Origin of the sequence: Caballeronia sp. SEWSISQ10-4 2, assembly GCF_030464885.1 — a bacterium.
Taxonomy (GTDB): Bacteria; Pseudomonadota; Gammaproteobacteria; order Burkholderiales; family Burkholderiaceae; genus Caballeronia.
The window spans coordinates 74,076-96,550 of the sequence record NZ_JALPRJ010000027.1 but is presented as its reverse complement, the minus strand read 5'-3'; the positions used below and the strand labels follow the sequence as shown (position 1 = coordinate 96,550).

Annotated in this window: 21 protein-coding genes; 8 read left to right on the top strand and 13 right to left on the bottom strand. The window is 61.1% G+C overall.

The annotated features are described in order from the left end of the window. Nucleotides 1-4: 4 nt before the first annotated feature. A complete protein-coding gene (gene astB / locus M0D69_RS19670) occupies nt 5-1,348 on the top strand; it encodes an N-succinylarginine dihydrolase (RefSeq protein ID WP_301783611.1) in 1,344 nt (447 codons plus the stop codon). Then, on the top strand, nt 1,332-2,360 hold the full coding sequence (astE, locus tag M0D69_RS19665) for a succinylglutamate desuccinylase (RefSeq protein ID WP_301783610.1): 1,029 nt from the start codon (nt 1,332-1,334) through the stop codon (nt 2,358-2,360). Before astB ends, astE begins: the two co-directional genes overlap by 17 nt. A gap of 6 nt (nt 2,361-2,366) precedes the next feature. On the opposite strand, the gene M0D69_RS19660 is transcribed toward astE, so the two are convergent. From M0D69_RS19660 to M0D69_RS19645, 4 genes are read right to left on the bottom strand one after another with little or no spacing between them, the layout of a single operon-like run. Further along, nucleotides 2,367-3,233 (bottom strand): HlyD family secretion protein, encoded by an 867-nt coding sequence (locus tag M0D69_RS19660; RefSeq protein WP_301783609.1) that lies wholly within the window; start codon nt 3,231-3,233, stop codon nt 2,367-2,369. Nucleotides 3,234-3,272: 39 nt separating this feature from the next. Continuing rightward, complete coding sequence (locus M0D69_RS19655) at nt 3,273-3,473, bottom strand: DUF1656 domain-containing protein (RefSeq protein WP_301783608.1); 201 nt, start codon at nt 3,471-3,473, stop codon at nt 3,273-3,275. Beyond that, nucleotides 3,463-5,622 (bottom strand): FUSC family protein, encoded by a 2,160-nt coding sequence (locus M0D69_RS19650; RefSeq protein WP_301783607.1) that lies wholly within the window; start codon nt 5,620-5,622, stop codon nt 3,463-3,465. The genes M0D69_RS19655 and M0D69_RS19650 overlap by 11 nt, the downstream gene beginning before the upstream one ends. 2 nt (nt 5,623-5,624) lie before the next feature. After that, entirely contained in the window at nt 5,625-7,130 is a 1,506-nt protein-coding gene (locus M0D69_RS19645) for an efflux transporter outer membrane subunit (protein ID WP_301783606.1), read from the bottom strand. A 208-nt stretch (nt 7,131-7,338) separates the two neighbouring features. Here M0D69_RS19645 and M0D69_RS19640 point away from each other — a divergent pair, with 208 nt between their 5' ends. Together M0D69_RS19640 and M0D69_RS19635 are read left to right on the top strand one after the other, a co-directional pair. Then, nucleotides 7,339-8,277, top strand: a complete 939-nt coding sequence (locus tag M0D69_RS19640; RefSeq protein WP_301783605.1) for a LysR family transcriptional regulator — start codon at nt 7,339-7,341, stop codon at nt 8,275-8,277. A 164-nt stretch (nt 8,278-8,441) separates the two neighbouring features. Then, nucleotides 8,442-8,612, top strand: coding sequence for a hypothetical protein (locus M0D69_RS19635; protein WP_158934310.1), 171 nt, complete (start codon nt 8,442-8,444; stop codon nt 8,610-8,612). A gap of 166 nt (nt 8,613-8,778) precedes the next feature. Here the strand turns inward: M0D69_RS19635 and M0D69_RS19630 are convergent, their stop codons facing one another. From M0D69_RS19630 to wrbA, 4 genes are all read right to left on the bottom strand, one after another. After that, nucleotides 8,779-9,582 carry a metallophosphoesterase gene (locus M0D69_RS19630; RefSeq protein ID WP_301783604.1) on the bottom strand — a complete coding sequence of 268 codons (804 nt, stop codon included), beginning with the start codon at nt 9,580-9,582 and terminating at the stop codon, nt 8,779-8,781. A 27-nt stretch (nt 9,583-9,609) separates the two neighbouring features. Beyond that, on the bottom strand, nt 9,610-11,073 hold the full coding sequence (locus M0D69_RS19625) for an FAD-binding oxidoreductase (protein ID WP_301783603.1): 1,464 nt from the start codon (nt 11,071-11,073) through the stop codon (nt 9,610-9,612). Between the two features lie 110 nt (nt 11,074-11,183). Beyond that, a complete protein-coding gene (locus M0D69_RS19620; protein WP_301783627.1) occupies nt 11,184-11,597 on the bottom strand; it encodes a DUF2069 domain-containing protein in 414 nt (137 codons plus the stop codon). Nucleotides 11,598-11,614: 17 nt separating this feature from the next. Continuing rightward, nucleotides 11,615-12,217: an NAD(P)H:quinone oxidoreductase gene (wrbA, locus tag M0D69_RS19615; protein ID WP_301783602.1), complete on the bottom strand. Its 603-nt coding sequence runs from the start codon at nt 12,215-12,217 to the stop codon at nt 11,615-11,617. A 122-nt stretch (nt 12,218-12,339) separates the two neighbouring features. Between wrbA and M0D69_RS19610 the strand changes: the two genes are divergently transcribed. Continuing rightward, nucleotides 12,340-13,647 carry a YihY family inner membrane protein gene (locus M0D69_RS19610; RefSeq protein WP_301783601.1) on the top strand — a complete coding sequence of 436 codons (1,308 nt, stop codon included), beginning with the start codon at nt 12,340-12,342 and terminating at the stop codon, nt 13,645-13,647. Nucleotides 13,648-13,663: 16 nt separating this feature from the next. Here the strand turns inward: M0D69_RS19610 and M0D69_RS19605 are convergent, their stop codons facing one another. From M0D69_RS19605 to M0D69_RS19595, 3 genes are all read right to left on the bottom strand, one after another. Next, a complete protein-coding gene (locus M0D69_RS19605; RefSeq protein ID WP_047898191.1) occupies nt 13,664-13,984 on the bottom strand; it encodes an Mpo1-like protein in 321 nt (106 codons plus the stop codon). Nucleotides 13,985-14,208: 224 nt separating this feature from the next. Next, on the bottom strand, nt 14,209-15,030 hold the full coding sequence (locus M0D69_RS19600; RefSeq protein WP_301783600.1) for an alpha/beta fold hydrolase: 822 nt from the start codon (nt 15,028-15,030) through the stop codon (nt 14,209-14,211). Then, nucleotides 15,027-16,340: an O-acetylhomoserine aminocarboxypropyltransferase gene (locus M0D69_RS19595; protein WP_301783626.1), complete on the bottom strand. Its 1,314-nt coding sequence runs from the start codon at nt 16,338-16,340 to the stop codon at nt 15,027-15,029. The genes M0D69_RS19600 and M0D69_RS19595 overlap by 4 nt, the downstream gene beginning before the upstream one ends. Before the next feature lie 255 nt (nt 16,341-16,595). On the opposite strand from M0D69_RS19595, the gene M0D69_RS19590 reads away from it, so the two are divergent. The 3 genes from M0D69_RS19590 (at nt 16,596) to aroC (ending at nt 20,357) form a co-directional block, all read left to right on the top strand. Further along, nucleotides 16,596-17,048, top strand: a complete 453-nt coding sequence (locus M0D69_RS19590; protein WP_031359018.1) for a CBS domain-containing protein — start codon at nt 16,596-16,598, stop codon at nt 17,046-17,048. A 189-nt stretch (nt 17,049-17,237) separates the two neighbouring features. Next, on the top strand, nt 17,238-19,172 hold the full coding sequence (locus M0D69_RS19585) for an MFS transporter (protein WP_301783599.1): 1,935 nt from the start codon (nt 17,238-17,240) through the stop codon (nt 19,170-19,172). Between the two features lie 81 nt (nt 19,173-19,253). Continuing rightward, a complete protein-coding gene (gene aroC, locus M0D69_RS19580; protein ID WP_301783598.1) occupies nt 19,254-20,357 on the top strand; it encodes a chorismate synthase in 1,104 nt (367 codons plus the stop codon). Between the two features lie 13 nt (nt 20,358-20,370). Here the strand turns inward: aroC and M0D69_RS19575 are convergent, their stop codons facing one another. Next, nucleotides 20,371-21,477: a transposase gene (locus M0D69_RS19575; protein ID WP_301783597.1), complete on the bottom strand. Its 1,107-nt coding sequence runs from the start codon at nt 21,475-21,477 to the stop codon at nt 20,371-20,373. 190 nt (nt 21,478-21,667) lie between these two features. After that, nucleotides 21,668-22,366, bottom strand: a complete 699-nt coding sequence (locus M0D69_RS19570; RefSeq protein ID WP_047897646.1) for a Bax inhibitor-1/YccA family protein — start codon at nt 22,364-22,366, stop codon at nt 21,668-21,670. Nucleotides 22,367-22,475: the final 109 nt, after the last annotated feature.

Here is a 22,475-nt window from a genome sequence, read left to right as displayed (position 1 = left end):
CACGATGCAAGCATTCGAAGCGAACTTCGACGGGCTGGTTGGCCCGACGCACAACTACGCGGGGCTGTCGTTCGGCAATGTCGCGTCGCGCAACAACGAGAAATCGGCGGCTAATCCGAAGGCTGCGGCGAAGCAGGGTTTGCGCAAGATGAAGCGGTTGGCCGACCTCGGTTTTCATCAAGGCGTATTGCCGCCGCTTGAACGGCCGTCGTTGAAATTGCTGCGTAGCCTTGGTTTCACGGGCGACGACGCTACTGTGATTGAACGCGCTGCGCGTGAAGCGCCGGAATTGCTGGCTGCCGCAAGTTCCGCTTCGGCGATGTGGACCGCGAACGCAGCGACGGTGAGTCCATCGGCGGATACCAACGACGGCCGCGTGCATTTCACCCCTGCCAATCTCAGCACGAAGTTGCATCGCGCGATCGAGCACGAAGAAACGCGCCGTTCGCTCTCAGCCATTTTCACCGACGAGAAGCATTTCAAGATTCATCACGCACTACCCGGCACGCCTGCACTGGGCGATGAAGGCGCGGCGAACCACACGCGTTTTTGCAACGAGTACGGCGAGAAGGGCGTGGAGTTTTTCGTCTACGGACGCAGCGAATACGGTCAAGGCTCGGCCGAACCAAAGCGCTTTCCTGCTCGTCAGACGCTTGAAGCAAGCCGCGCGGTTGCTCGCCTTCACGGTCTCTGCGACGACACCACCGTGTTCGCGCAGCAACTGCCCGATGTCATCGATGCAGGCGTGTTCCATAACGACGTGATCGCTGTAGGCAACCGCAACACGCTGTTTTGCCATCAACGCGCGTTCATGAACCAGGCCGGCGTCTACGACCAACTCAGCGCGAAACTGCACGCGCACGGCGGCGCATTCACTGCGATCGAAGTGCCGGAAGCGGAAGTGAGCGTGGCAGACGCGGTGTCCTCGTATCTGTTCAACAGCCAGTTGCTCACACGGCCCGATGGCCGGCAAGTGCTCGTGGTGCCGCAGGAATGCCGTGAGAACGCGCGTGTCGCCAAGTACCTCGATTCATTGCACACACGTTCAACGTCCATCGACGAGGTGCTCGTCTTCGATCTTCGCGAAAGCATGAAGAACGGCGGCGGTCCCGCATGCTTGCGATTGCGTGTGGTCTTGAACGAAGCAGAGCGTGTTGCCGTGAATCCGGGCGTCTGGATGAACGACGCGCTCTTCACGCAACTCGATGCCTGGATCGACACGCATTATCGTGACCGCATCGCGCCGGGCGATCTTGCCGATCTGAAACTGCTCGATGAATCGCGTGCTGCGCTTGACGCACTGACTGGCATTCTGAAACTGGGTGCCATCTATGACTTCCAGCGTTGAGCCGGCCATGTTCGCTAACTTTCTCGACTTTGTCATCGATGGAAAAAAGCCCGCGCTGACTGAAGGCACGTTGCCGACGGGCGTGAAGTGGACGTGGCTTGGCGATGGCATCGTGCGCTTTGAACCACAGGGCGCAGAGGGCGAGGTACTGCAAAGTGTAGTGGCATCGGCGGGAATTCATGGCGATGAAACCGCGCCGATTGAGATCCTTTCGATGCTCGTCGCGGATATCGCAAGTGGCAAAGCGGCGTTGAAAAGCCGCCTGCTTATCATCTTCGGCAACATCGACGCGATGCGCGCATCGTGCCGTTATCGCGACGACGATCTCAACCGGTTGTTCAACGGCCGTTATCTCGAGCTTGCGGCAAGTCATGAATCACCGCGTGCGGCCGAGTTGGAAAACGTGACCCGTGCCTTCTTCAAGGACGTATCCCACGCGAAGTGGCATATCGATATGCACACGGCCATCCGCCCCTCGGTCTTCGAGCAATTCGCGTTGCTGCCCTACACGGGTGCACCGTTGTCACGCGTGATGTTCGACTGGTTGAAGGACGCGGGATTGTCGGCGGTGTTGCTGCATCGTGAGAAGTCGAACACGTTCACGCATTTCACCGCGGAGCAATCGGGGGCGTTGGCCTGCACGCTGGAGCTGGGCAAGGTGCGACCGTTCGGGCACAACGACCTGACGCGCTTCGCGGCTTCCGATGCAGCGCTGCGACGGTTGATCGCAGGCGTTGCGCCACTGGCGCCGTCCAGCGACACGCTCAAAGTATTCACGGTTGTCGGGCAAATCGATAAACAGAGCGAGCAGTTCAAGCTGCACGTAGCCGGCGATGTCGCGAATTTCACGCCGTTCACACGCGGCACGGTGCTTGCCGAAGATGGCGACTACCGGTATGAAGTGATGCGCGACGAGGAGCGCATCGTGTTTCCGAATCCGACGGTGAAGCCGGGATTGAGGGCGGGATTGATGGTCATCGATACGACGAGCGAGACGTTCGAATCGCTGTAGACCTCGTTATTTGCCAGAGGGCGCCACCGTCACCGTACATGTCGTTCCCGCAGACAGCATCACGTCTGCCGGAACTTCATCGATACGTATGCGCACCGGCACCCGTTGCGCCAGCCGCACCCAGTTGAACGTGGGGTTCACATCGGCGAGCAACTCGCGGCTTTGCGGATTATCGCGGTCATAGATGCCGCGCGAAATGCTTTCCACGCGGCCCTTCAACACGCCGCCGCTCATCAGCCGCATCTCGGCTTTATCGCCGATACGCACACGCGGCAGCTTCGTCTCCTCGAAGTATCCATAGACCCAGAACGAATGGCTATCGACGATAGCGAGCTTCGCTGCGCCCGTCGTCGCGTAGTCGCCGCGATGCACGTTGAGGTTCGTCACGTAGCCGTCCACCGGCGCAAACACTTTGGTGCGGGCGAGATTGAGCTCGGCGGCGTCGAGTGCAGCCTGCGCCTGCTGCAAGTTCGCGGCGGCGCCGGATGCAGTCTGCGTGGCGTTATCGCGTGACTCCTTCGACACCACTTCGTTATCCAGATCGGCACGGCGCGCGGCGTCGTCGCGACGCATGCGCAGATCCGCGTTGCGGGCGGCGACCGTAGCCCGTGCCTGCTCGACGGCGATCTTGTAATGCGACGCATCGATTTCCATCAACAGATCGCCCCTGTGGACGAACTGGTTATCGGTCACGGGCATGGTCACGACCGCGCCCGATACATCGGGTGCGACGTTGATCACGTCGGCGCGCACGCGGCCGTCGCGGGTCCACGGCTGGTCCATGTAATGCACCCAGAGCACGCGCCCGATCAGAAAAGCCGCTGCAAAAATCAGCGCCGTCATGAAGATGCCGAAAATTTTCCTGATGATCATGGTGCTTCTTTAGTCCTTCAACAATTTTTCAGCTATAGGTCAGCGATAAACCGCGAGCCCAAGCAGGCCGCACGTACACACGAGCAGACACGCGCGAAACAGCGATGGATGCCACACCACGCGATATAAACCGGTCAGCGCGAGCACGCGGTCGATGAGCCAGGTCAGCAAGCCGCCCGCGATAAACAGCAGCAGGATCGCCGGCACGTAGGCATCGAGAATGGCGATATCACGCGGCATGGAGCGCTCCTTCGTGCTGATTAAATGCCCTTAACGGCGATTGCGGATCGAGCAAGGCCGTGCGGATGAAATGCAGATGACTCGACATCCGTTGCAACCGATGGCGTGCCTCGCGTTCCTCGCGAGGCTCGCGCACGGTATCGAGCTCAGCGCGCAGATTGTCGATGGCGATGGAGGTCGCCGATAACGCCGCATCGAAGCGCTGTGGGCCAGGGTGGTCGAAGAGACGGGCTACCTGATGCAGCGCCTGCCTGATCGAATCACGCGATGCTGCGTCAGTGCCGGTGCTGTAGCGGCCTAGCTCAGTACGCAGATCGATTACCGCGTGTCCCACTTCAAGCACCGCGAACAGCCAGCGCAACGCTTCGCGCTGCAGATCCTCGCGGCCGGCGACGAGCGCGTCGATTTGCGAAAGCAGATCACGTGTGCCGCTCTCAAAACGCATCGCGAGCCGGGTCAGACGGCCCTTGCTTGCTGTCACCACTTGCCGCCGCAATTCGCGCAGCAGCAAACGGCGCAGCCACGGCGCGTCAGTGGGCAGCAGCACGGCAAATGCCATCGAAGCGATCAGCATGGAGATGACGAGCGCGATGGCGTCGTTGATGAAGCCCGACGGGTCATACTGAATGACGTTGTCGGGACCGGCGAGAAAGCAGAAGAAGATGCAATAACCGACGCCCACACCCGTCATGCCCGGCCGCGTGCTGATGAACACGCCGAGCATCAGAAAAGGCAGGAGCGCGGCTGACAGCAGCACAAACCCGTCTATTCGCGGATACAGCGCGAACACCACGATCATTCCCGCGACGGTCGCGAGCGCCGTGCCGCCGGCCATCTGGAAAGCCATTTGCGTGGGACGCGGCGACGACGACGCCAGCGCGATCACCGCCGCGGCGTCCAGCACGGCCGTGCCGCCGCTCGGCCACGCCGACATGATCCAGAAGCCGCTCAAGATCAGGATGACGATGAACGCTCGCAGTCCGGAAACGCTCGCCGCAAGCATGCTGGTCTTCGGCACATATCGCGTGACGGGGTGCTCGCGTTCATGCGTGGGCACGGCAAGCGACGCGTAGGTTTGCGTATAGGCATGCAGGTCATCGACGAATCGATATAGCAACTCGGCCGCGGTATCGAATTCGAGCAGATCGATGGCTGGATCGAGCGTGCGCCGCGTCGCCCCGATGCGCTTCGGCAGCGCGGCTTTGAACGTATCTAGTTGCGCTGCGGCGTGGGCGGCATCGGCGGCTTTCTCCACCGGTGCGCCTGCTGCGCTCAGCAAGGGCGCGACTTCGCGGAAGTACGGTTCCAAAGCGTCGACGGTCATCGTGGCGCCGTTGACCCGCAGCCGGTTCATTAACTGATGCAGCGCGTGAAAGCGCGTGGACACGCTCATGAATTCGCCGTTCAGGCGCGCGACCCGGCCGCTGCGCATCCGCGTGCCGGGATCTTCGAACACGGCCACGCTGCGTGCCGCTTCGAGCCCGACCACATCCGCGACAAACGCCGCATTGATGCGCTCGATCTGCGAACGTTCGACTCCTCCGCCCAACGCCTTCGACACGTAATCCACGAACGCCGTGAAGCGCCGCCGCACGGTCGCCCTGACTTGGCTCCCGGCGTGCCGTGGAAAGACGAGCGCGCCGACCGCGCCCGAACACACGATGCCGAGCGACACTTCGGCTACTCGCGTCATCGCGGTCAGGAATGCGGCGTCGGCATGCTGCGCGACCGGCACGCCAATGAGCGCGGCCGTATAACCCGACAACACGAAACCATACGAGCGAAAATTGCGATTACGCGCCGCGCCCGCCGTGCAGATGCCGACCCAGAGCGCCGTCGCCGTCAGGAACAGAACCGGTTCTTGCGAGAACAGGCTGATGAACACGAGCATCACCACGAGCCCGACGAGCGTCCCGCAGAAACGGTAGAAACTTTTCGCCAGCACCATGCCGCTTTGCGGCTGCATCACGATAAACACCGTCGTCATCGCGGTGCGAGGTTGCGGCAGATCGAGCCGCATCGCGATCCACAGCGCCAGGAACGCCGCCAGCACGGTCTTGAAGATGTGAATCCACGCAAGGCCGTCGGTGAGCGCCCAGTCTGCCAGCAGCGGGTGCGGGCGGTTTAGCGGGGAAGAGGGTGTCGACATGGTCACTCGCTCCGGTCGGCGGACGACGTTTCTCTATGCCCCGCGAATGGCCCGATGTGCTTTGCGGGTTTCATCTGGGTATCGAGATCGGCGGGGCTATCGCTGGAACTATCGATTCCGCCACCCAACGCCGCCGAGAACGTCGCATAGACCTCGAGCCGTTCGGCACGCACGCGCGCCTCGCCGTCCTGCGCGCGCAGCAACTGGGTCTGCGCGACGAGCACGTTGAGGTAATCGGTCAAGCCGCGCCGATACCCCTCGTCAGCCAGCCGATAACTCTTCTGCGCAGCCGCGACCGAACGGCCCGAAGCGTCGAGCTGACGATCGAGCGACTGGAGCCGCACGACCTGATCGGCGACATCGCGTAAAGCGGCGACGAGCGTTGCGTTGTAGTGATCGACCGCCTGGTCGTATTGCGCCGATGCCGCCCCGAGTTGCGAGCGCAGCCGTCCGCCTTCGAAAATCGGCAGGGTCACGGCGGGCCCCGCACTCCAACCGCTGCCATTACCGGTGAGGAAGGTCAGCAGCGCACCGCCCGCGGACATTTGCGTGAGCGACGCCATCAAGTTGATGTTCGGATAGAACTGCGCCTTCGCGACATCGATACCCCGCGCTTGCGCCGCCACCGTCCAGCGCGCCGCGACCACATCCGGGCGGCGTCCGATCAGCTCGGCCGGCAAAGCCGACGGCAAGCCGAGCGGCGTTGCCAGCGACAACACGGGACGCGTGATCGAATCGCCCGCACCCGGGCCTGCGCCGGCAAGCGCCGCAAGCTGGTTGCGGGAGAGCGCGATGGCTTCGTCATAGGTCTCTAATTGACGCTCGTAGTCCGGCAACGATGCTTCCGCCTGGGCAACTTCGAGCTGCGTGCCAATCCCGCCCTGCAGCCGCCGACGTGCCCGCGCCGCGATTTTCTGCTGCTGCTCGAGCGTCGACTGAGCGATATCGCGCAACGCGAATCCCTGCGACAAGCCGATGTACGCCCGCACCACGTTTGCTTCGAGTTCGAGTTGCGCGGCGCGGGCATCGGCGGCGCTCGCGTGGGTCGCGTCCAGCGCGCGTTTGGCCGCGTTCTCATCGCGGCCAAAGAGGTCGAGGTTATAAGACAGTTGCAGCGCGGCCGTGTTGTTCCAGGTGTTGACGTCGTTGAAGGTACCCGGACCGTAATAGTGATTTTCCGGCCACTGCTTACGGTCGATCGCAAGCGATCCATCGACTTGCGGCGCGAGAGCCGCAAGCGCCACGCCAGTTAGCGAACGCGCTTCGCGCACGCGTGCAGCGGCCAGCCCGAGCGTCGGACTCCCGGCCTGCGCGCGCGCAACCCACGCGTCGAGCTGGGGATCGTTGTAGGCGCGCCACCAGGTCGATGCCGGCCATGCCGCATCGGCGTTAGCCGCGCGCAGCGTCGCGCCGGCATCGAGCGACGACGCGTCCTTCAAGGTATCTTCGGGACCGACGTTTTTAGTGCTCGCGCAACCTGCTATTGTTAAAATAAATGTAAGAACCATCGGGATGATGGTGTTTCTGATCGTGCGATCTAGCAAAATTATTTCTCAAATTGGATTGAGACACAGACCAGAATTATATTTTTGCCCGTATTGGTGAGTAACCGATAAAAATACAAAGCATTGTTGCGGGTTATGAGTTAATCATCGTTGCTTAGGGCGTAACAATGCGGCAACAATGGCGACATCACCTGAACGAGACTCAAGGCTCATGGATACGCTTCAAAACATGCGCGTGTTTTCGCGGGTCGTGGAAGCCGGCAGCTTTACCGCTGCGGCTCAGCACCTGAACACGACCACGGCCTATGCATCGCGCGCCGTCTCCGATCTCGAAGCGCATTTACGTACCCGCTTGCTCAACCGGACCACGCGCCGGATTGCGCTGACCGAGGCGGGCGAGCGTTATCTGCAGCGTTGCGAGCAGATTCTTGCGTACGTCGATCAGGCGGAAGCCGAAGCCGGCGATGCTCACGCGAAGCCGTCCGGAAAGCTCAAGGTGCACACCATGGCGGGCATCGGCCAGCATTACATCGTGCCGATGATTTCGCGCTATCAGACGTTGCATCCGTCGGTGCAGATAGACCTGACGCTTGCGCAGCGTGTGCCTGATCTGCTGGATGAAGGGTTTGACGTATCGATCGTGCTTGGCACCGAACTGCCCGATTCCGGGCTGGTTTCGCAGCGGCTGGGCGGCGCGTTCAGCATTGCGTGCGCATCACCGGCTTATATCCAGCAACACGGCGTGCCGCATGTGCTGTCGGATCTGGTGAAACACACATGCCTGCAACTCATCACGCCTGCGTTTCCGCCGAACAAATGGACCTTCGATGGCCCGAACGGCCAGGAAACCATCACTCTGGGTCCGGCGACTTTTACGGTAAACGTGGCTGAAGCCATGGCCGTGGCCATCAGCGAGGGCATGGGGGTTGGCATATTGCCGACCTCGTCCGCGTTGCCTGCATTGCGTGCAGGAACATTGGTGCGCGTCTTGCCGCAGTACACCATGCAGTTGCTCAACGTCTTCGCGCTGTATCCATCACGTCAATATCTGGACGCGAAAATCCGCACCTGGGTGGAATTTTTGCGCAGTGAGTTGCCTGCCGCACTCGCCGCCGACGAAAAATCATTGCAGGAATTTGTGGCGTCGTAAGCTTATGAGCAGGAGAATGGGACTAAGCCGATTGGCATTTTCATGATCTTGCCGCGTCGCAACACTTGCTTACGTCTATTTCAGCCGCATCTTGATAGCTTGTGAATTGTCTCTTTGCTTCACAGATTCACTATTTACCGATTTCGACAAAATCCGAGGAAGTTATGAATACGCCGCTGATGATCGCCATCTACGCACTGCTGGCTCTGATCGCCGTGCCCGCTACCCGTGAACTGCTGCGTACGGCCCGTGAGAATGCGAAACGCGCGCGCCTGATCCCCATCCGCATCGACGAGCGCAAGAATCGTCAATCGCGAGATTCGTCGGATCGTTGAAAAAAAGAGACCGATTTATCGGTCTTTTTGCATGTTTGCGGTTAATGGGGCCGGCTTTAACGCCGCTCGGGTAGCGGCACATTTGGTGTGACGATTTGCGCCCGGCAGCGCGTCTTTGACGTGCTTTTGCCCGAAAGCGCGCCTCGCAGTTCGTCGCGTGTGCCGCTCAAATCTCGACCACCTTGTCCCATTCGAATGACGGGTTTTCAGGCGCCCCTGTGCGTCGGTCGCGATACCCCCGCGGATTGCAGATCACGCGCGTTCCCTCAGCGACGTAATCGAATGCCGTGTGCGTGTGGCCATGAACCCACAGTGCGACCGGCGCGCGCACGAGCGAGGGCAGATCGCTCACAAAACCTGCCGATGCCCGGTCCGTCGCGAACTTTTCAGCCAGACTCTGTTTGAGCGGGGCGTGATGCGTGACGACAATCGTCTTGCCGTCGAAGGGCTTCGCAAGCTCATGTTCCAGCCATGCCAGAGCCTGTTGGTGCAGCGCCAGCGAATCGCCCGGACTAAACGAGCGCGGTTCGTCTTCCGGCTCCGGCCACGCAACCTGGATCACGCCCCGAAAGTCGACCATCACGCGCTCGGCCGCTTCGATAGACTCGCGCATCGCCTCAGCACTTGCTCCGAATAACGCAAAATCCGTCCACAGCGTGGTGCCGAGCACGCGCCATTTGCCGTATCGATCGGTGAGAGTGGTGTTGTTCAGAAAATGCACGTTGGGCAAGCTGCGCGCAGCGTCCTGCATAGCACTTTCAAGTGCGCCAAACTCACCGTCGTAATACTCGTGGTTGCCCGGCACATAAACGACAGGTATCTGCGAGTCGAAGTTTTCCGCCGCCCAGCGCAGACCTTCCGCGTGATTGTGGATGTCGCCGGCCAGCACGACGAGATCGGCCTGCGCGTACGGAATGGCGAGCGGTTCATCGTGTTCGAGATGCAGGTCGGACAGAACGCGAATCTTCACGGCGCTTATCTCCTCAGTACGGTTCGGTTAGGACACGCGCGACGCACGAAGCGCGTGCACATCCGGCAAGACCTTCGCCGGATTCATCAGGTTCTCGGGGTCGAGCGCTGTCTTGAGCGCGCGCATGAGTCGCACTTCCACCGGGGATTTGTAGTGCATGGCTTCTTCTACCTTCAATTGTCCCAACCCGTGCTCCGCGCTGATGCTGCCGCGATGCGCGTGCACGCGCTCGTAGACGAGCGCATTGACCGGCGTCTGGAATTCGGCGAGAAAGCTTTTTGGATCGACGCCTTCCGGCGCCTGCACGTTGTAATGCAGATTACCGTCGCCGAGATGACCGAACGTCACCATGCGCACACCCGGTATCAGCTTGGCGATAAGCGCGTTGGTTTCCTCGATGAAATGCCCGATACGTGAAATAGGCACCGCAATATCGTGCTTGATGTTGAGTCCTTCCACGGACTGCGCGAGCGGAATGTGTTCGCGCAAATTCCAGAACGCCTGCGACTGCGACAAATTCTCCGCAACGACCGCATCCTCGACCAGGCCTTGCTCCATGGCATGTTCCATCAGCCGTTCGAACAAAGCGCGGCCGTGCTCCTCGCTCTCGCTGTCCGACAATTCGAGCAACACGGTCTGGCCATGTTTCTTGTCGAACGGATAACGCATCTGCGGGAAATGCGTGGTCACCAGATGCAGCGAAAAATCCGACATCAGTTCGAAGCCGGTCAGCAACGGACCTGCGTAACGTTGTGCGGTGGCAAGGAAATCGAGCGCGGCCTGGGGTGAAGCTACGGCGGCCAGCGCCGTCACGCGCGCGACCGGTGCCGGATGCAGTTTCATCACGGCGGCGGTGATGATCCCGAGCGTCCCTTCAGCCCCGATGTACAGGTCGCGCAGATCGTAGCCGGTGTTGTCCTTGCGCAGCCCGCGCAAACCGTCCCAGATCTCGCCTTGCGGCGTCACCACTTCCAGCCCGAGGCATAACTCGCGCGTATTGCCGTAGCGCAGAACGGCAGTGCCGCCGGCGTTCGTGGACAGATTGCCGCCGATCGTGCAACTGCCCTCAGCGGCGAGACTCAGCGCAAAGAGACGCTGTTGCTGTTCGGCGCGCGCCTGGATGTCGGCGAGGATCACACCGGCTTCCACTGTGATGGTGTTGTTGAGCGGATCGACGTCGCGAATCCGGTTCAGCCTGCGCAAGCTGATAACCACTTGCGTGCCGCTGGCGTCCGGCGTCGCGCCGCCGGAATGACCCGTGTTGCCGCCTTGCGGCACGATAGGGACGCGAAACTCGCGCGCGAGCTGCACGACTTTCGCGACCTGTTCGGTGGTGCCGGGAAGCACCACGGCGCATGTTTCGCCGCGGTAACGCTTGCGCCAGTCAGTGAGAAACGGCGCGGTGTCGTGCGTGTCGGTCAGCACATGGGCAGCGCCGATCGCCTCGATGCAGGCGTCTACAAAATAACGTGAACGGTCGGATGCAGTCATGAATTTCGATGGCAGTAGCGTGGACGACAGGTGACACAGTATCGCGTAACGTTAAGCCGGGCGAACCCTGGCCTCACGGCATAGGTCTCGTTCACGCGAACGATTCCGTGCTACAAACGATTGCCGTCGGGTGCTGAAGGCGTCGCAGCGGCGGCTCGCTTCGCAGCTCGCGCGGCGCGTTTGAACGGCGCGACAAAGCCAAGCGCGCAGACGAAGAACGCAAGGGCGAGCAGCGCTTCGAGCCAGCCAAGGCGTGCGGATAATCCGCTGTCCGTCATGCCGCGCACGACACCTTCGGCAAGGTACAGCAGCACGAGCATCGACGCCCATTGCAGCGTGTACACGTTGCGCCTGAGTGTGCCGCGCAACGCGAACAGCAGCGGGATCGCCTTGAGCGCGAGCGCGGAGCCGCCCGGGCGCAGCGGTGCGAGCCAAAGCTCCCACGCAAGCGACAACGCAATCAGCGCAATCAGGCTGAACAGCGCGCCGAGTGCAAAGCCGGGCTGTGCCCTGGCTGGGTCCATAGCGGGCGTAGTGGTCATCAGGCGCCGCGCTGAAGCTTGAGCGCCGTGTGGGCCAAGCGTGCGCCGAGCGCAATGGCCAGCGTTTTTTCGTCGGCGGAGATACCACTTTCGGCCGTTTCAGCGCGGGCAAAATGGGACGCGCCATAAGGCGTGCCCCCGGTTTGCGTGGTGGTCAGCTTCGGCTCGGTGTACGGAATGCCCACGATCAGCATGCCGTGGTGAAGCAAGGGCAGCATCATGGAAAGCAGGGTGGTTTCCTGCCCGCCGTGCAAGCTGCCCGTGGCGGTGAACACGCTGGCGGGTTTGCCGGCCAGCGTGCCGGACAGCCACTGAGGCGAGGTGCCGTCGAGGAAATATTTCAGCGGCGCCGCCATGTTGCCGAAGCGCGTGGGCGATCCGAGCGCGAGCCCGGCGCATTCCTCGAGGTCGCGGACTTCGGCGTAGGGCGGACCGTCGGCGGGAATATCCGCCTGCGTGGCTTCGCAAACGGTGGAGACAGGAGGCACGGTGCGCACGCGCGCCTGCATGCCGGGCACGCTGTCAACGCCTTGAGCGATCGCCTGGGCGAGCTCGCGAGTGGCGCCGTTGCGGCTGTAATAGAGCACGAGAATGTCGTTCATGAGCCTTTTCGGTGAACGGGTATTATAAGGATCGGGTGCGTGAGCGTGACTTTTTGGCGTGGTTTTGCCCGCTATTCAAGCTGCATCGCGGATCTGTTGTAACAATTGAAGGAGAGAGATTCTTGTTGAAGTTTCCCATCGATCTCGACACAACGAAGCGGCTCGCCGGATTCGTCGCACGTCGAACGGGTGAGGATCGCGTGCCGCAGGTGGCCGGCAGCCTGACATTTACCACCGTGTTATCGCTCGTGCCGCTTGCGACGGTCGCGTTCGCGTTGTTCACCGCGTTTCCGATCTTCGCGTCGTTTCAGATGTCGTTGCAGGATTTTCTTGCCGCGCACCTGATGCCGTCGCAGATCAACAGCCAGATCTTCAAATACCTGAACCAGTTTGCAGCGAAGGCAAAAGGGCTAACCACGGTCGGCATGATCATCTTGTTCGTTACGTCCGTGATGACCATGATGACCGTCGAATCCGCGTTCAACGTGATCTGGCGGGTGCGCAAATCGCGGCCGTTGGCTCAACGCATCCTGGTCTATTGGGCCATCATCACGCTCGGGCCCATCCTGTTTGGCGTGAGCTTGTCGACCTCGTCCTACCTGTTCGCGCAGTCCATTGCATTTGCCGGCTCGCACAATCTCATGCCGCCAGTGGTCGAGTGGGCGCTCGCGAGCGCATCGGTGCCGTTCACGGTGCTGGCGTTCTCGATGCTCTATGTGTTCCTGCCGAATTGCAAAGTGGAGTGGCGCGATGCGCTGGTCGGCGGACTCGTCGCGGCTATCGCGTTTGAACTGGCGAAGCGTGGGTTCGGTTATTACGTGCGCCGTATTCCGACTTACACCGCTGTGTATGGCGCGTTCGCGGCGTTGCCCGTGTTCCTGTTATGGGTCTATCTGTGCTGGATGATCACGCTGATCGGCGCAATGCTCACGTCGGCGTTGCCGGCTATTCGCATCGGCCAGTTTCATCGAACTGATTTTCCGGGTAGCGATCTGCTCGATGCCCTCGAATTGCTCGCGCGCCTCGCGCAAGCGCGTGAAGCCGGCCTGCCGGGTTACACGGCGCTCGAACTCGCACGGATGCTGCGTTGTGACATGGATACTTCCATGCGCCTGGTCCGCAAGCTCGATGCCTTGGAGTGGATTGCGAGGCTGGAGAACCTTCGGGTGCCGCGTTATGTGCTGATCGCCAATCCGCAACAAATCACGGTGGCTAGCTTGTTCGACCTCTTCGTGATCGAACGCGAAGAACTGGATTATCAGTTGCGCCTCGATTCATCGCATATCGACCGTGCCGCATTGATGAACGCCCTGAGCAACGAGAAACTCGACGTCACGCTGGCCACGTTGCTGGCGGCGCGTGCGGCTTCTCGTCAGGAAGGCGCACGCGAGGCGCAAGGGGCGGGGGCTATGCCACATCAAACTGCCTGAAGCGTCTTGATCCAGCCTAAAGCGAAATCTTGCCGATGCAGATGTCCTTGAACATGACCCAGTCGCCCATCAGGCTGTAGAGCGGGTGGCGAAAGGTGGCCGGGCGGTTTTTCTCGAAGAAGAAATGGCCGACCCAGGCGAAGCCGTAGCCGCAAATCACGGCAGCGGGAAGCCAGAGCCAGTCGCCCGTGGCGATGGCCATGGCGAGGCAGCCGATCACCCCCAGTGAACCGATGAAATGCAGCCGGCGCGACACCACATTGCGGTGCTCCTCGAGGTAGTACGGATAGAACTCGGCGAAGCTCGCGAAGTGATCGGAATGTGCGGTTTGGGCCATGACAGTCTCCTTGTCGAGCGTTTCCAGCAGCGGCTCAGCAAGATTCATTCTCCGGCGATTAAGGCTGGTGCGCAACTGCGATTCGAACTGATCCGGATACGGATCCGGAAAGAGTGGGGGACCCCCTCCCATCCGGCTAATGGCGCATCGGGGCGAGGGTGGTTAGGCTTGTTTCATGAGCTTGTTTCACGAGCCTGTTTCATGACCCCAAAGTGATCTGTTACCTAAGCCGATCGCGTCGCAAACCTGAATAATGCGGAGAGGGTCGCATCGGGTTGTTCGCTCATCAGGGCGTGTCCGGCATTGAGCGTGACCGTTTCGACCGAGACGTCCGCGCGCTGCATCGCGTCGATCAGTGCGCGGCTAGCGCGCGGAGGCGTCATTGCATCGTGGCGTCCGGCGATGATTTGTACCGGGCAACGCAATGCCGCTGCCCGTTCGAGTCCGTCCGCATAGGCGTTGCAGGCGTTGAAATCGGTGAGAAAGAGATGCGCCTCGCCCCGCACGGCCACGCGCTCCATCAGGCGCTGGTTGGCGCCATGCAGCCAAAAGCCCGGCGCAGGGCACGACGGTTTTGCGGCGATCGACGAGTGCGACCACTGGTTGACCATGTCGATGGCCTCGGGTTCGCGGTCGCGGGCGGCGTCGAGAAGCGTGTCGGATACGGTCATCGGGAACGCGGTGGCGAGAAGCACGAGACGCGTGACGCGCGACGGATAGCGCGCGGCGCAATCAAGGGCAATCAACGAGCCCATGCTGTGGCCAATCAGCATTGCTTCGCTGAGCTTGGCGGCGTCCAGCAGCGCGACAAGCCAGTCCGCGAGCGCTGCGATGCTTCGCCGCGCCGGACCCGCACTGCGGCCGTGACCGGGAAGGTCAACGGCGAGCACGTTCAGGCCGTGATGGGCAAAGTAGCGCGTCTGCAGTGCCCAGACGCTGTGATCGTGTTGTGCGCCGTGCACGAACACGGCCACTGGACGCCCCGGCTCGAACGCGTGGCCGCCGGTGTAGGCGTAGGCCGAAGCACCATCGACGTCGAGCATCATGCGCGGCTCCCGCTGGCACTCGGCGATGCCTTTTGCGATGCCTTGAGCCCGCGTTTGAGGTCGTCGATGAGATCGTCAGGATCTTCCAGCCCGATCGACAGCCGGATACGTCCCGGCGCAATCCCCGCTGCGGCGAGGGCAGCGGCGTCCATGCGGAAATGCGTGGTTGAAGCGGGGTGGATAACGAGGGAGCGTGCATCGCCGACGTTGGCAAGATGCGAGAACAGCGTCAACGCTTCGATGAAGCGCCGTGCCGCCGCTACGTCGCCGCGAAGATCGAAGCTGAACACAGCGCCCGCGCCGCGCGGCAGCAGGCGTTTTGCGAGCGCATAGTCGCGATGGCTTTCGAGTTCCGGATAAGCCACGCCTTCCACGGCAGGATGCGCGAGCAGGAATTCGACTACCTTTCGCGTGTTGGCGACGTGCCGCTCCATTCGCAACGGCAAGGTTTCGATGCCCTGCAAGAGCTGCCATGCGGCTTGCGGATGCAGACAGGCTCCGAAGTCGCGCAATCCTTCGCGACGGGCGCGCAGCAGGAACGGCGCAACGGTGCTTTCTTCGGCGAAGACCATGCCGTGGAAACCGTCGTAGGGTTCGGTGAATTCGGGAAAGAGATCGGTCGTCGTGAAGTCGAATGTGCCGCCGTCCACCAGTACGCCGCCTATCGTCGTGCCATGGCCGCCCAGGAATTTCGTCGCCGAGTGATAGATAAAGTCGGCGCCATGGTCGAAGGGGCGGAGCAAATAAGGCGTGGTGAAGGTTGAATCCACCAGCAAGGGCACGTGATTCGAATGCGCGATTTCCGCGATCGTCTCGATGTCGAGCACGTCGAGACCGGGGTTTCCCAGCGTTTCGCCAAACAGCAGGCGCGTGTTGGGCCGAATGGCCGCTCGCCACGCGTCGGGATCGTGCGGCGGCACGAACGTGGTGTCGATACCGAAGCGCCGCAGCGTGTAGTGAAGCAGGTTGTGCGAGCCGCCATAAAGCGCGCTCGATGCAACCACGTGCGAGCCCGCGCCCATCAGCGTCGCGATCGCAAGATGCAGCGCGGCCTGGCCGCTCGCGGTTCCGATCGCGCCCGCACCGCCCTCCAGCGCGGCGACGCGCTCCTCGAACACGGCGACTGTCGGGTTCGAAATGCGCGAATAGACGTGTCCTGAGCGCTCCATGTTGAAGAGCGAAGCGGCGTGATCGGTGTCGTGAAAGGAGAACGACGTGGTCTGGTAGATCGGCGTGGCGCGAGCGCCGGTGGTAGGGTCGGGCGCGGCGCCGGCGTGCAGCACGAGCGTGTCGAAGCGGTTGGCGGGCATCGTGGGCGGGCTACCATGAGAAAGAGTCATTTATCGTAACATCGGGTGTGGCCGGACAAACTTGGGGTAGACGCCAGCGTTGGTGCTCGACGCCAGGCGTGGCAACGGCAGCGGCGCCCCGGTATGCGCCGACCCGGTGCAAAAGCCCGCCCCGCGTGCTTTTGCAGACAAAACACGGGGTTCTTGCGCGCTTTCTTTTTAAGTGTCTTTCCGCTAGGATCGACAGATATTCAGGCTTTTCGCGAGGAGACAATCATGCGAGTCAGCGACATTTTGAACGTCAAGGGCAACGCGCTCTTCACGGTAACGCCCGATACACCGCTGCACGAAGCGATCAACACAATGGCGTCACACGACATTGGTTCACTGGTGGTGATCGAATACGGCGATCTCGCCGGCATGCTGACGTTTCGGGAGATCATCCTCACGCTAAGCGAGAACGGCGGCAGTGTGGGCACATCCACCATCCGCAAGGTCATGGATGACCATCCGATCACATGTACACCGGAAACGGACGTGAACGAGGTGCGCCGGATGATGCTCGAGCATCACGTTCGTTACCTGCCGGTGATGGAAAAAAACGTGCTGATGGGCGTGATTTCTTTCTATGACGTCGCCAAGGCCGTGGTGGAAGAGCAGGGATTCGAGAACAAGATGCTCAAGGCCTACATCCGTGACTGGCCGGAGCAGCAAGAAGAAGCGCGCTGATCCGAGCGTTGCGCGAGTTGCGGTAACCCGGACGAAGCGCATCACAACGTCACGCAAAAATGCGCGCCAGAGCGGCGCGCATTTTTTTCGCCCCTTGGGTTTTATACGAACATGGGCCGGGCGGACCGTCGCGGTCGTATCTGGAACCTCAAGCGCCAACACTCTCTCAGCGACCAACTCCAATAATCCATGAGCGAATCATCCGCATCACTGCGCGCGAAAGCGGCCAAGGCTCAACATGGCGACGGTCAATTCCGCCTGTTGCGCGAACGCCGTTTCGCGCCGTTTTTCTGGACGCAATTTCTCGGGGCGCTCAACGACAACGTCTTCAAAGTCGGTTTTACGTCGCTGGTCACGTTTCAGGCTGCGCGCTTTTCAGGCGTCGATCCGAAGACCGCGGCCTTCCTGATCTCCGCGATCTTCATCATCCCGTTCGTACTCTTTTCCGCGACATCGGGCCAGGTCGCCGATAAATACGACAAGGCCACGCTCACACGTTTTGTGAAAACGTTCGAAATCGTCGTGATGCTGATCGGCGGCGCGGGTTTCATGCTGCACAGCGCGCCGCTGCTCTATGTCTGCACGTTCCTGATGGGTGTCCATTCGACGGTGTTCGGGCCCGTGAAATACGCTTATCTGCCGCAGCATCTCCAGCCGTCCGAACTTGTAGGCGGCAATGGGCTGGTCGAAATGGGTACGTTCGTGGCTATCCTGATCGGGACGATCATCGGCGGGGCAGCGGCGGGGCTGACGGAGCATGGCGCCATGTTGCTCGCCGCGTGCTGCGTGACGGTTGCGCTGATTGGGCGCGTCGCGTCGGGTTTCGTGCCGAAAACGGCGGCGCTGCAGCCCGATCTCAAGATCAACTGGAACCCGTTCAGCGAGACGTGGCGCAACCTCGCGCTTGCGCGTCAGGACCGCACCGTGTTCCTGAGCCTGCTCGGGATTTCGTGGCTGTGGTTCGTCGGCGCGACGTTTCTCACGTCGTTTTTCAACTTCGCGAAGGACGTGCTGTCGGCGAATCCGGATGTCGTGACCGTGCTGCTCGGCACGTTTTCGATCGGTATCGGGATCGGTTCACTAATGTGCGAAAAGCTCTCGAAGCGCCGGGTCGAGATTGGACTTGTTCCGCTTGGGTCCATCGGCATCAGCGTCTTTGCCATCGACCTGTTTTTTGCCAGCCACGGTATCGCGCCGGCCGGTCATCTGATGGGAGTCGGCGAGTTTCTTCAGATCGGCGTGCACTGGCGCATCCTGGGCGACCTGTTCCTGCTCGCCATGTTCGGCGGGTTCTACAGCGTGCCGCTCTACGCGCTTATCCAGTCGCGCAGCCAGCCGACGCACCGCGCGCGCATCATTGCCGCGAACAACATCCTCAACTCGTTTTTCATGATCGTGTCGGCGTTGATGGCCGTGGGATTGACGTCGGCGGGCGTGGGCATTCCGGGGCTGTTTCTCACCACGGCGCTGCTCAATATCGTGGTGGCCGTGTATATCTATTCGCTCGTGCCCGAGTTCCTGCTGCGCTTTCTCGCGTGGATTCTCGTGCATACGTTCTACCGGATCAGGCTCGTGAACGCCGAGCGCATTCCCGAGCACGGGGCGGCCGTGCTGGTGTGCAATCACGTGAGTTTCGTCGATGCCATTGTGATCATGTCGGAAAGTCCGCGGCCGATCCGCTTTGTCATGGATCACCGGATTTTCCGCTCGCCGCTGGTCGGCTGGCTATTCCGTCACGTCAAGGCCATTCCGATCGCGCCCGCTCATGAAGACGCGAAGCTGCTGGAAAAAGCCTACGACGCCTGCGGCCGCGCGCTTGCCGACGGCGATCTGGTCTGCATCTTCCCGGAAGGCAAGCTCACCCGAACCGGCGATATCAACCCGTTCCGCCATGGCATTAGTGAAATTCTCAAGCGCCATTCGGCCCCGGTCGTGCCTATCGCGTTGCGCGGCTTGTGGGGCAGCGTTTTTTCCCGTTACGACGACAACCGCTGGCCGCGTCCGGTCCAGCGCGGCGTGATGAGTCGCCTGACGCTCGCGGTGGGTGAGCCGATCGATCCCGCCGACGCCACGCCGGAACATCTGCAACAGGTGGTCGCGACGCTGCGAGGTGCCCGCAAATAGGCCTTGAGCGGGGCGCGAGGGGACTCAAAGGGCGCTCGGCTGGCATAATATTGCATCTTTCGCTCTTTCAGGACGACGCTCATGTCCGGCAATACTCTCGGCACGCTTTTCACCGTCACGAACTTCGGCGAGTCGCACGGTCCCGCGATCGGCTGCGTGATCGACGGCTGCCCGCCGGGCATGGAACTATCGGAGGCGGATATTCAGATCGAACTGGACCGGCGCAAACCCGGCACGTCGCGGCATGTGACGCAACGTCAGGAAGCCGATCAGGTCGAGATTCTATCCGGTGTGTTCGAAGGCAAGACGACCGGCACGCCTATCGCGCTGCTGATTCGGAATACGGATCAGCGCAGCAAGGATTACGGCAATATCGTCGAGACTTTCCGTCCAGGGCACGCCGATTACACCTATTGGCAGAAGTACGGCATCCGCGATTATCGCGGCGGTGGACGTTCGTCGGCGCGGCTGACTGCGCCGACTGTGGCTGCCGGCGCCGTAGCGAAGAAATGGCTGCGTGAACGAATGGGCATCGAAACACGCGGCTTCATGAGCGCGCTGGGTGAGATCGCAATTCCGTTTATCGCTTGGGAACACGTGCGCGAAAACCCGTTTTTCTCGCCGAATGCGGACATCGTGCCGCGTCTCGAGGAGTACATGGACGCGCTGCGCAAGGATGGTGATTCCATCGGCGCGCGCATCGGCGTAATGGCGACGGGTGTGCCGGCGGGGCTGGGCGAACCGCTTTATGACCGCCTCGACGCCGATATCGCAAAAGCGATGATGGGCATCAACGCGGTGAAAGGCGTTGAGATCGGCGCGGGCTTCGCCAGCGTCGCGCAACGCGGTTCGGTTCATGGTGACGAAATGACGCCTGCGGGGTTCGCCGCGAACAATGCGGGAGGTGTGCTCGGCGGCATTTCGAGTGGCCAGGACATTACCGTATCGATCGCCATCAAACCGACGTCGAGCATCCGCACGCCGCGTGAATCCATCGATAAAGCCGGTCATTCAGCGACAGTCGAAACCTTCGGCCGCCATGATCCGTGCGTTGGCATTCGCGCTACGCCTATTGCTGAAGCGCTGCTCGCGCTCGTGCTGATCGATCATGCGTTGCGGCACCGTGCGCAGAACGGCGATGTGGTGACGACGACGCCTCATATCGCTGCGCATATCGCCAATTGACGTCCTCCCGGCCCTAAAGGACCGGGATTCCTTCTGCAAGACGGCCACGTCCGGCCGCAGCATGGGTTGACGCAAGGCCGTCTTGCAACTCCCCGACGCGCGTATCCGCCTGTCGCATCCCCGTCGCCAGGATGTTTCGAGCAGCATTGATGTCGCGGTCGTGGAGCGCGCCACAGACACGGCACTCCCATTGCCTTATTCCAAGACCTGCGATACCTTTCGGCCCCGTGCGGCTTGTGCAGCACGAGCAGGTCTGGGTTGAAAACGCTTCGTTGATTTCCTCGAACCACACGCCTGCGTCAGCGCATTTGTACTGCAGCATGGTTCGAAACGCACTCCAGCGCGCATCCAGCACGGACTTCGCCATGCCGGTCCGCGCCAGGGCGGAGGCGTTCACATTGCCCACGAAGATGGCACCGTACTCGCGCGCGAGCGCGGTGCTGAATTTGTGTAACGCATCCTTGCGCCGATTGGCGATTTTCGCGTGCAAGGCGCTAACCCTGCGCTTGTTCTTCGCGCGCTGAGCAACGCCCAGCGCTGGCTCCAGGTCGCGATAGAACCGGTGTGCCTCGAGCTTGCGGCCCTCGCTCAGGGTGGCAAACTCCTTCAGTCCCAGGTCGATCCCAACGGACCGGCTCGTCGTACTGCGCGCGCGGCGTTTCAGCTTCACGGTGACGTTCAGGTACCAGCGAGCGCGGCTGTCCTCGCTAAAGCTGCCGGTGCCCAGTTCGTACAGGTGCAGGCCATAACTGTCCCACAACGACAATGCTCGGGCGCCATACCAAACCTGCCCATCCTTGTAGCGCAGCGCTGACGCCTTGACTGGAATCCAGCCCAGTGAGCGGCGCGCGCCGCCGCTCTTGCGCCAGGCCAGGCGGCGCTTGCTGAACTGACGGCGGCGCCTCACCAGTTCTTCGGCTATGGCCTGCACGGTCTGCGAGTGCAACGACAGACCCTGCTTCGTTGCGCCGGTGGTGTAGCGGTGCAGGTCATAAGCGGAGCAAAAGCGTGCTTCACGCTGAAGGATCTTCAGCGCTAACTCATTACAGTAGTTCCACACGAAGTTCACTTCCCGAGCTTGCTCACGCAGAAAAACGGCGTGCTTATCCTTCAGGCGCAAGCGCAGGGTTCGGGTCGTTTTAGCGGGAACACTGTTCATACATACAGTATAAGTGTTCCTAAGCCACTCAGGCAATCATCTGGCGCGCTGTCCATCTCCGGCCTGAAGGCCGAGGTCTTTCGCGCAACCTGATAAAAAAACCGGCCTTGGAAAAGGCCGGTTTTCTTTTACTAGAGAGGCTAACGCGCAATCAGTTCCGGTTGCCGCCGAAGATGCCGAGCAGCATCAACAGGTTCGTGAACACGTTGTACAAGTCGAGATAGATCGCGAGCGCCGCGCTGATGTAATTCGTTTCACCGCCATTCACTACCCGCTGGACGTCGAACAGCATGTACGCCGAGAAGATCACGATGGCCAGCACCGATACCGTCAGCATCAAGGCCGGCAGGTGCAGGAAGACGTTCGCAAACGCGGCCAGCAGCAGTACCAGTACGCCCATGAAGAGCCACTTGCCAAGTCCGGAAAAGTCACGCTTGCTGACGGTCGCGATAGTCGCCATGGCGGCGAAGATCACACCAGTGCCACCAAACGCCATCATGATGAGCTGCGGCCCGTTCGTGTAGCCGAGGATGAAGCTCAGCAGACGCGACAGCATCAGGCCCATGAAGAACGTGAAGCCGAGCAGCACGAACACGCCAATGCTGCTGTTCTTTGTCCGCTCGATGGCGAACATGAAGCCGAATGCGATTGCCATGAACGCGATGAAACTCATGGCCGGACTGGTGGCCGCAAACAGGGAGAAGCCCGTTGCCACGCCGACCCACGCACCCAGGACTGTTGGGACCATGGAAAGCGCGAGCAGCCAGTACGTGTTCCGTAGGACGCGATTGCGGGTTTCGGCCGACGTTACGCTACCGCTGCGGCCAAAACTGTAAGGGGATTCGTTCATGGTTTCTCCTTGCCTAAACTTGTGTAAAGCCATCTGGTTCAAAAACACCGGCTTGATTTGCCGTAAAACTTCGACTTCGCCGTGAGTAAGCACGACTTTCAGCAGTCCA

Coding starts and splice junctions, on each gene's coding strand:
- astB (WP_301783611.1), top strand. CDS start 5: ATGCAAGCATTCGAAGCGAACTTCGACGGGCTGGTTGGCCCGACGCAC.
- astE (WP_301783610.1), top strand. CDS start 1,332: ATGACTTCCAGCGTTGAGCCGGCCATGTTCGCTAACTTTCTCGACTTT.
- M0D69_RS19660 (WP_301783609.1), bottom strand. CDS start 3,233: ATGATCATCAGGAAAATTTTCGGCATCTTCATGACGGCGCTGATTTTT.
- M0D69_RS19655 (WP_301783608.1), bottom strand. CDS start 3,473: ATGCCGCGTGATATCGCCATTCTCGATGCCTACGTGCCGGCGATCCTG.
- M0D69_RS19650 (WP_301783607.1), bottom strand. CDS start 5,622: ATGTCGACACCCTCTTCCCCGCTAAACCGCCCGCACCCGCTGCTGGCA.
- M0D69_RS19645 (WP_301783606.1), bottom strand. CDS start 7,130: ATGGTTCTTACATTTATTTTAACAATAGCAGGTTGCGCGAGCACTAAA.
- M0D69_RS19640 (WP_301783605.1), top strand. CDS start 7,339: ATGGATACGCTTCAAAACATGCGCGTGTTTTCGCGGGTCGTGGAAGCC.
- M0D69_RS19635 (WP_158934310.1), top strand. CDS start 8,442: ATGAATACGCCGCTGATGATCGCCATCTACGCACTGCTGGCTCTGATC.
- M0D69_RS19625 (WP_301783603.1), bottom strand. CDS start 11,073: ATGACTGCATCCGACCGTTCACGTTATTTTGTAGACGCCTGCATCGAG.
- M0D69_RS19620 (WP_301783627.1), bottom strand. CDS start 11,597: ATGGACCCAGCCAGGGCACAGCCCGGCTTTGCACTCGGCGCGCTGTTC.
- wrbA (WP_301783602.1), bottom strand. CDS start 12,217: ATGAACGACATTCTCGTGCTCTATTACAGCCGCAACGGCGCCACTCGC.
- M0D69_RS19605 (WP_047898191.1), bottom strand. CDS start 13,984: ATGGCCCAAACCGCACATTCCGATCACTTCGCGAGCTTCGCCGAGTTC.
- M0D69_RS19600 (WP_301783600.1), bottom strand. CDS start 15,030: ATGATGCTCGACGTCGATGGTGCTTCGGCCTACGCCTACACCGGCGGC.
- M0D69_RS19595 (WP_301783626.1), bottom strand. CDS start 16,340: ATGCCCGCCAACCGCTTCGACACGCTCGTGCTGCACGCCGGCGCCGCG.
- M0D69_RS19590 (WP_031359018.1), top strand. CDS start 16,596: ATGCGAGTCAGCGACATTTTGAACGTCAAGGGCAACGCGCTCTTCACG.
- M0D69_RS19585 (WP_301783599.1), top strand. CDS start 17,238: ATGAGCGAATCATCCGCATCACTGCGCGCGAAAGCGGCCAAGGCTCAA.
- aroC (WP_301783598.1), top strand. CDS start 19,254: ATGTCCGGCAATACTCTCGGCACGCTTTTCACCGTCACGAACTTCGGC.
- M0D69_RS19570 (WP_047897646.1), bottom strand. CDS start 22,366: ATGAACGAATCCCCTTACAGTTTTGGCCGCAGCGGTAGCGTAACGTCG.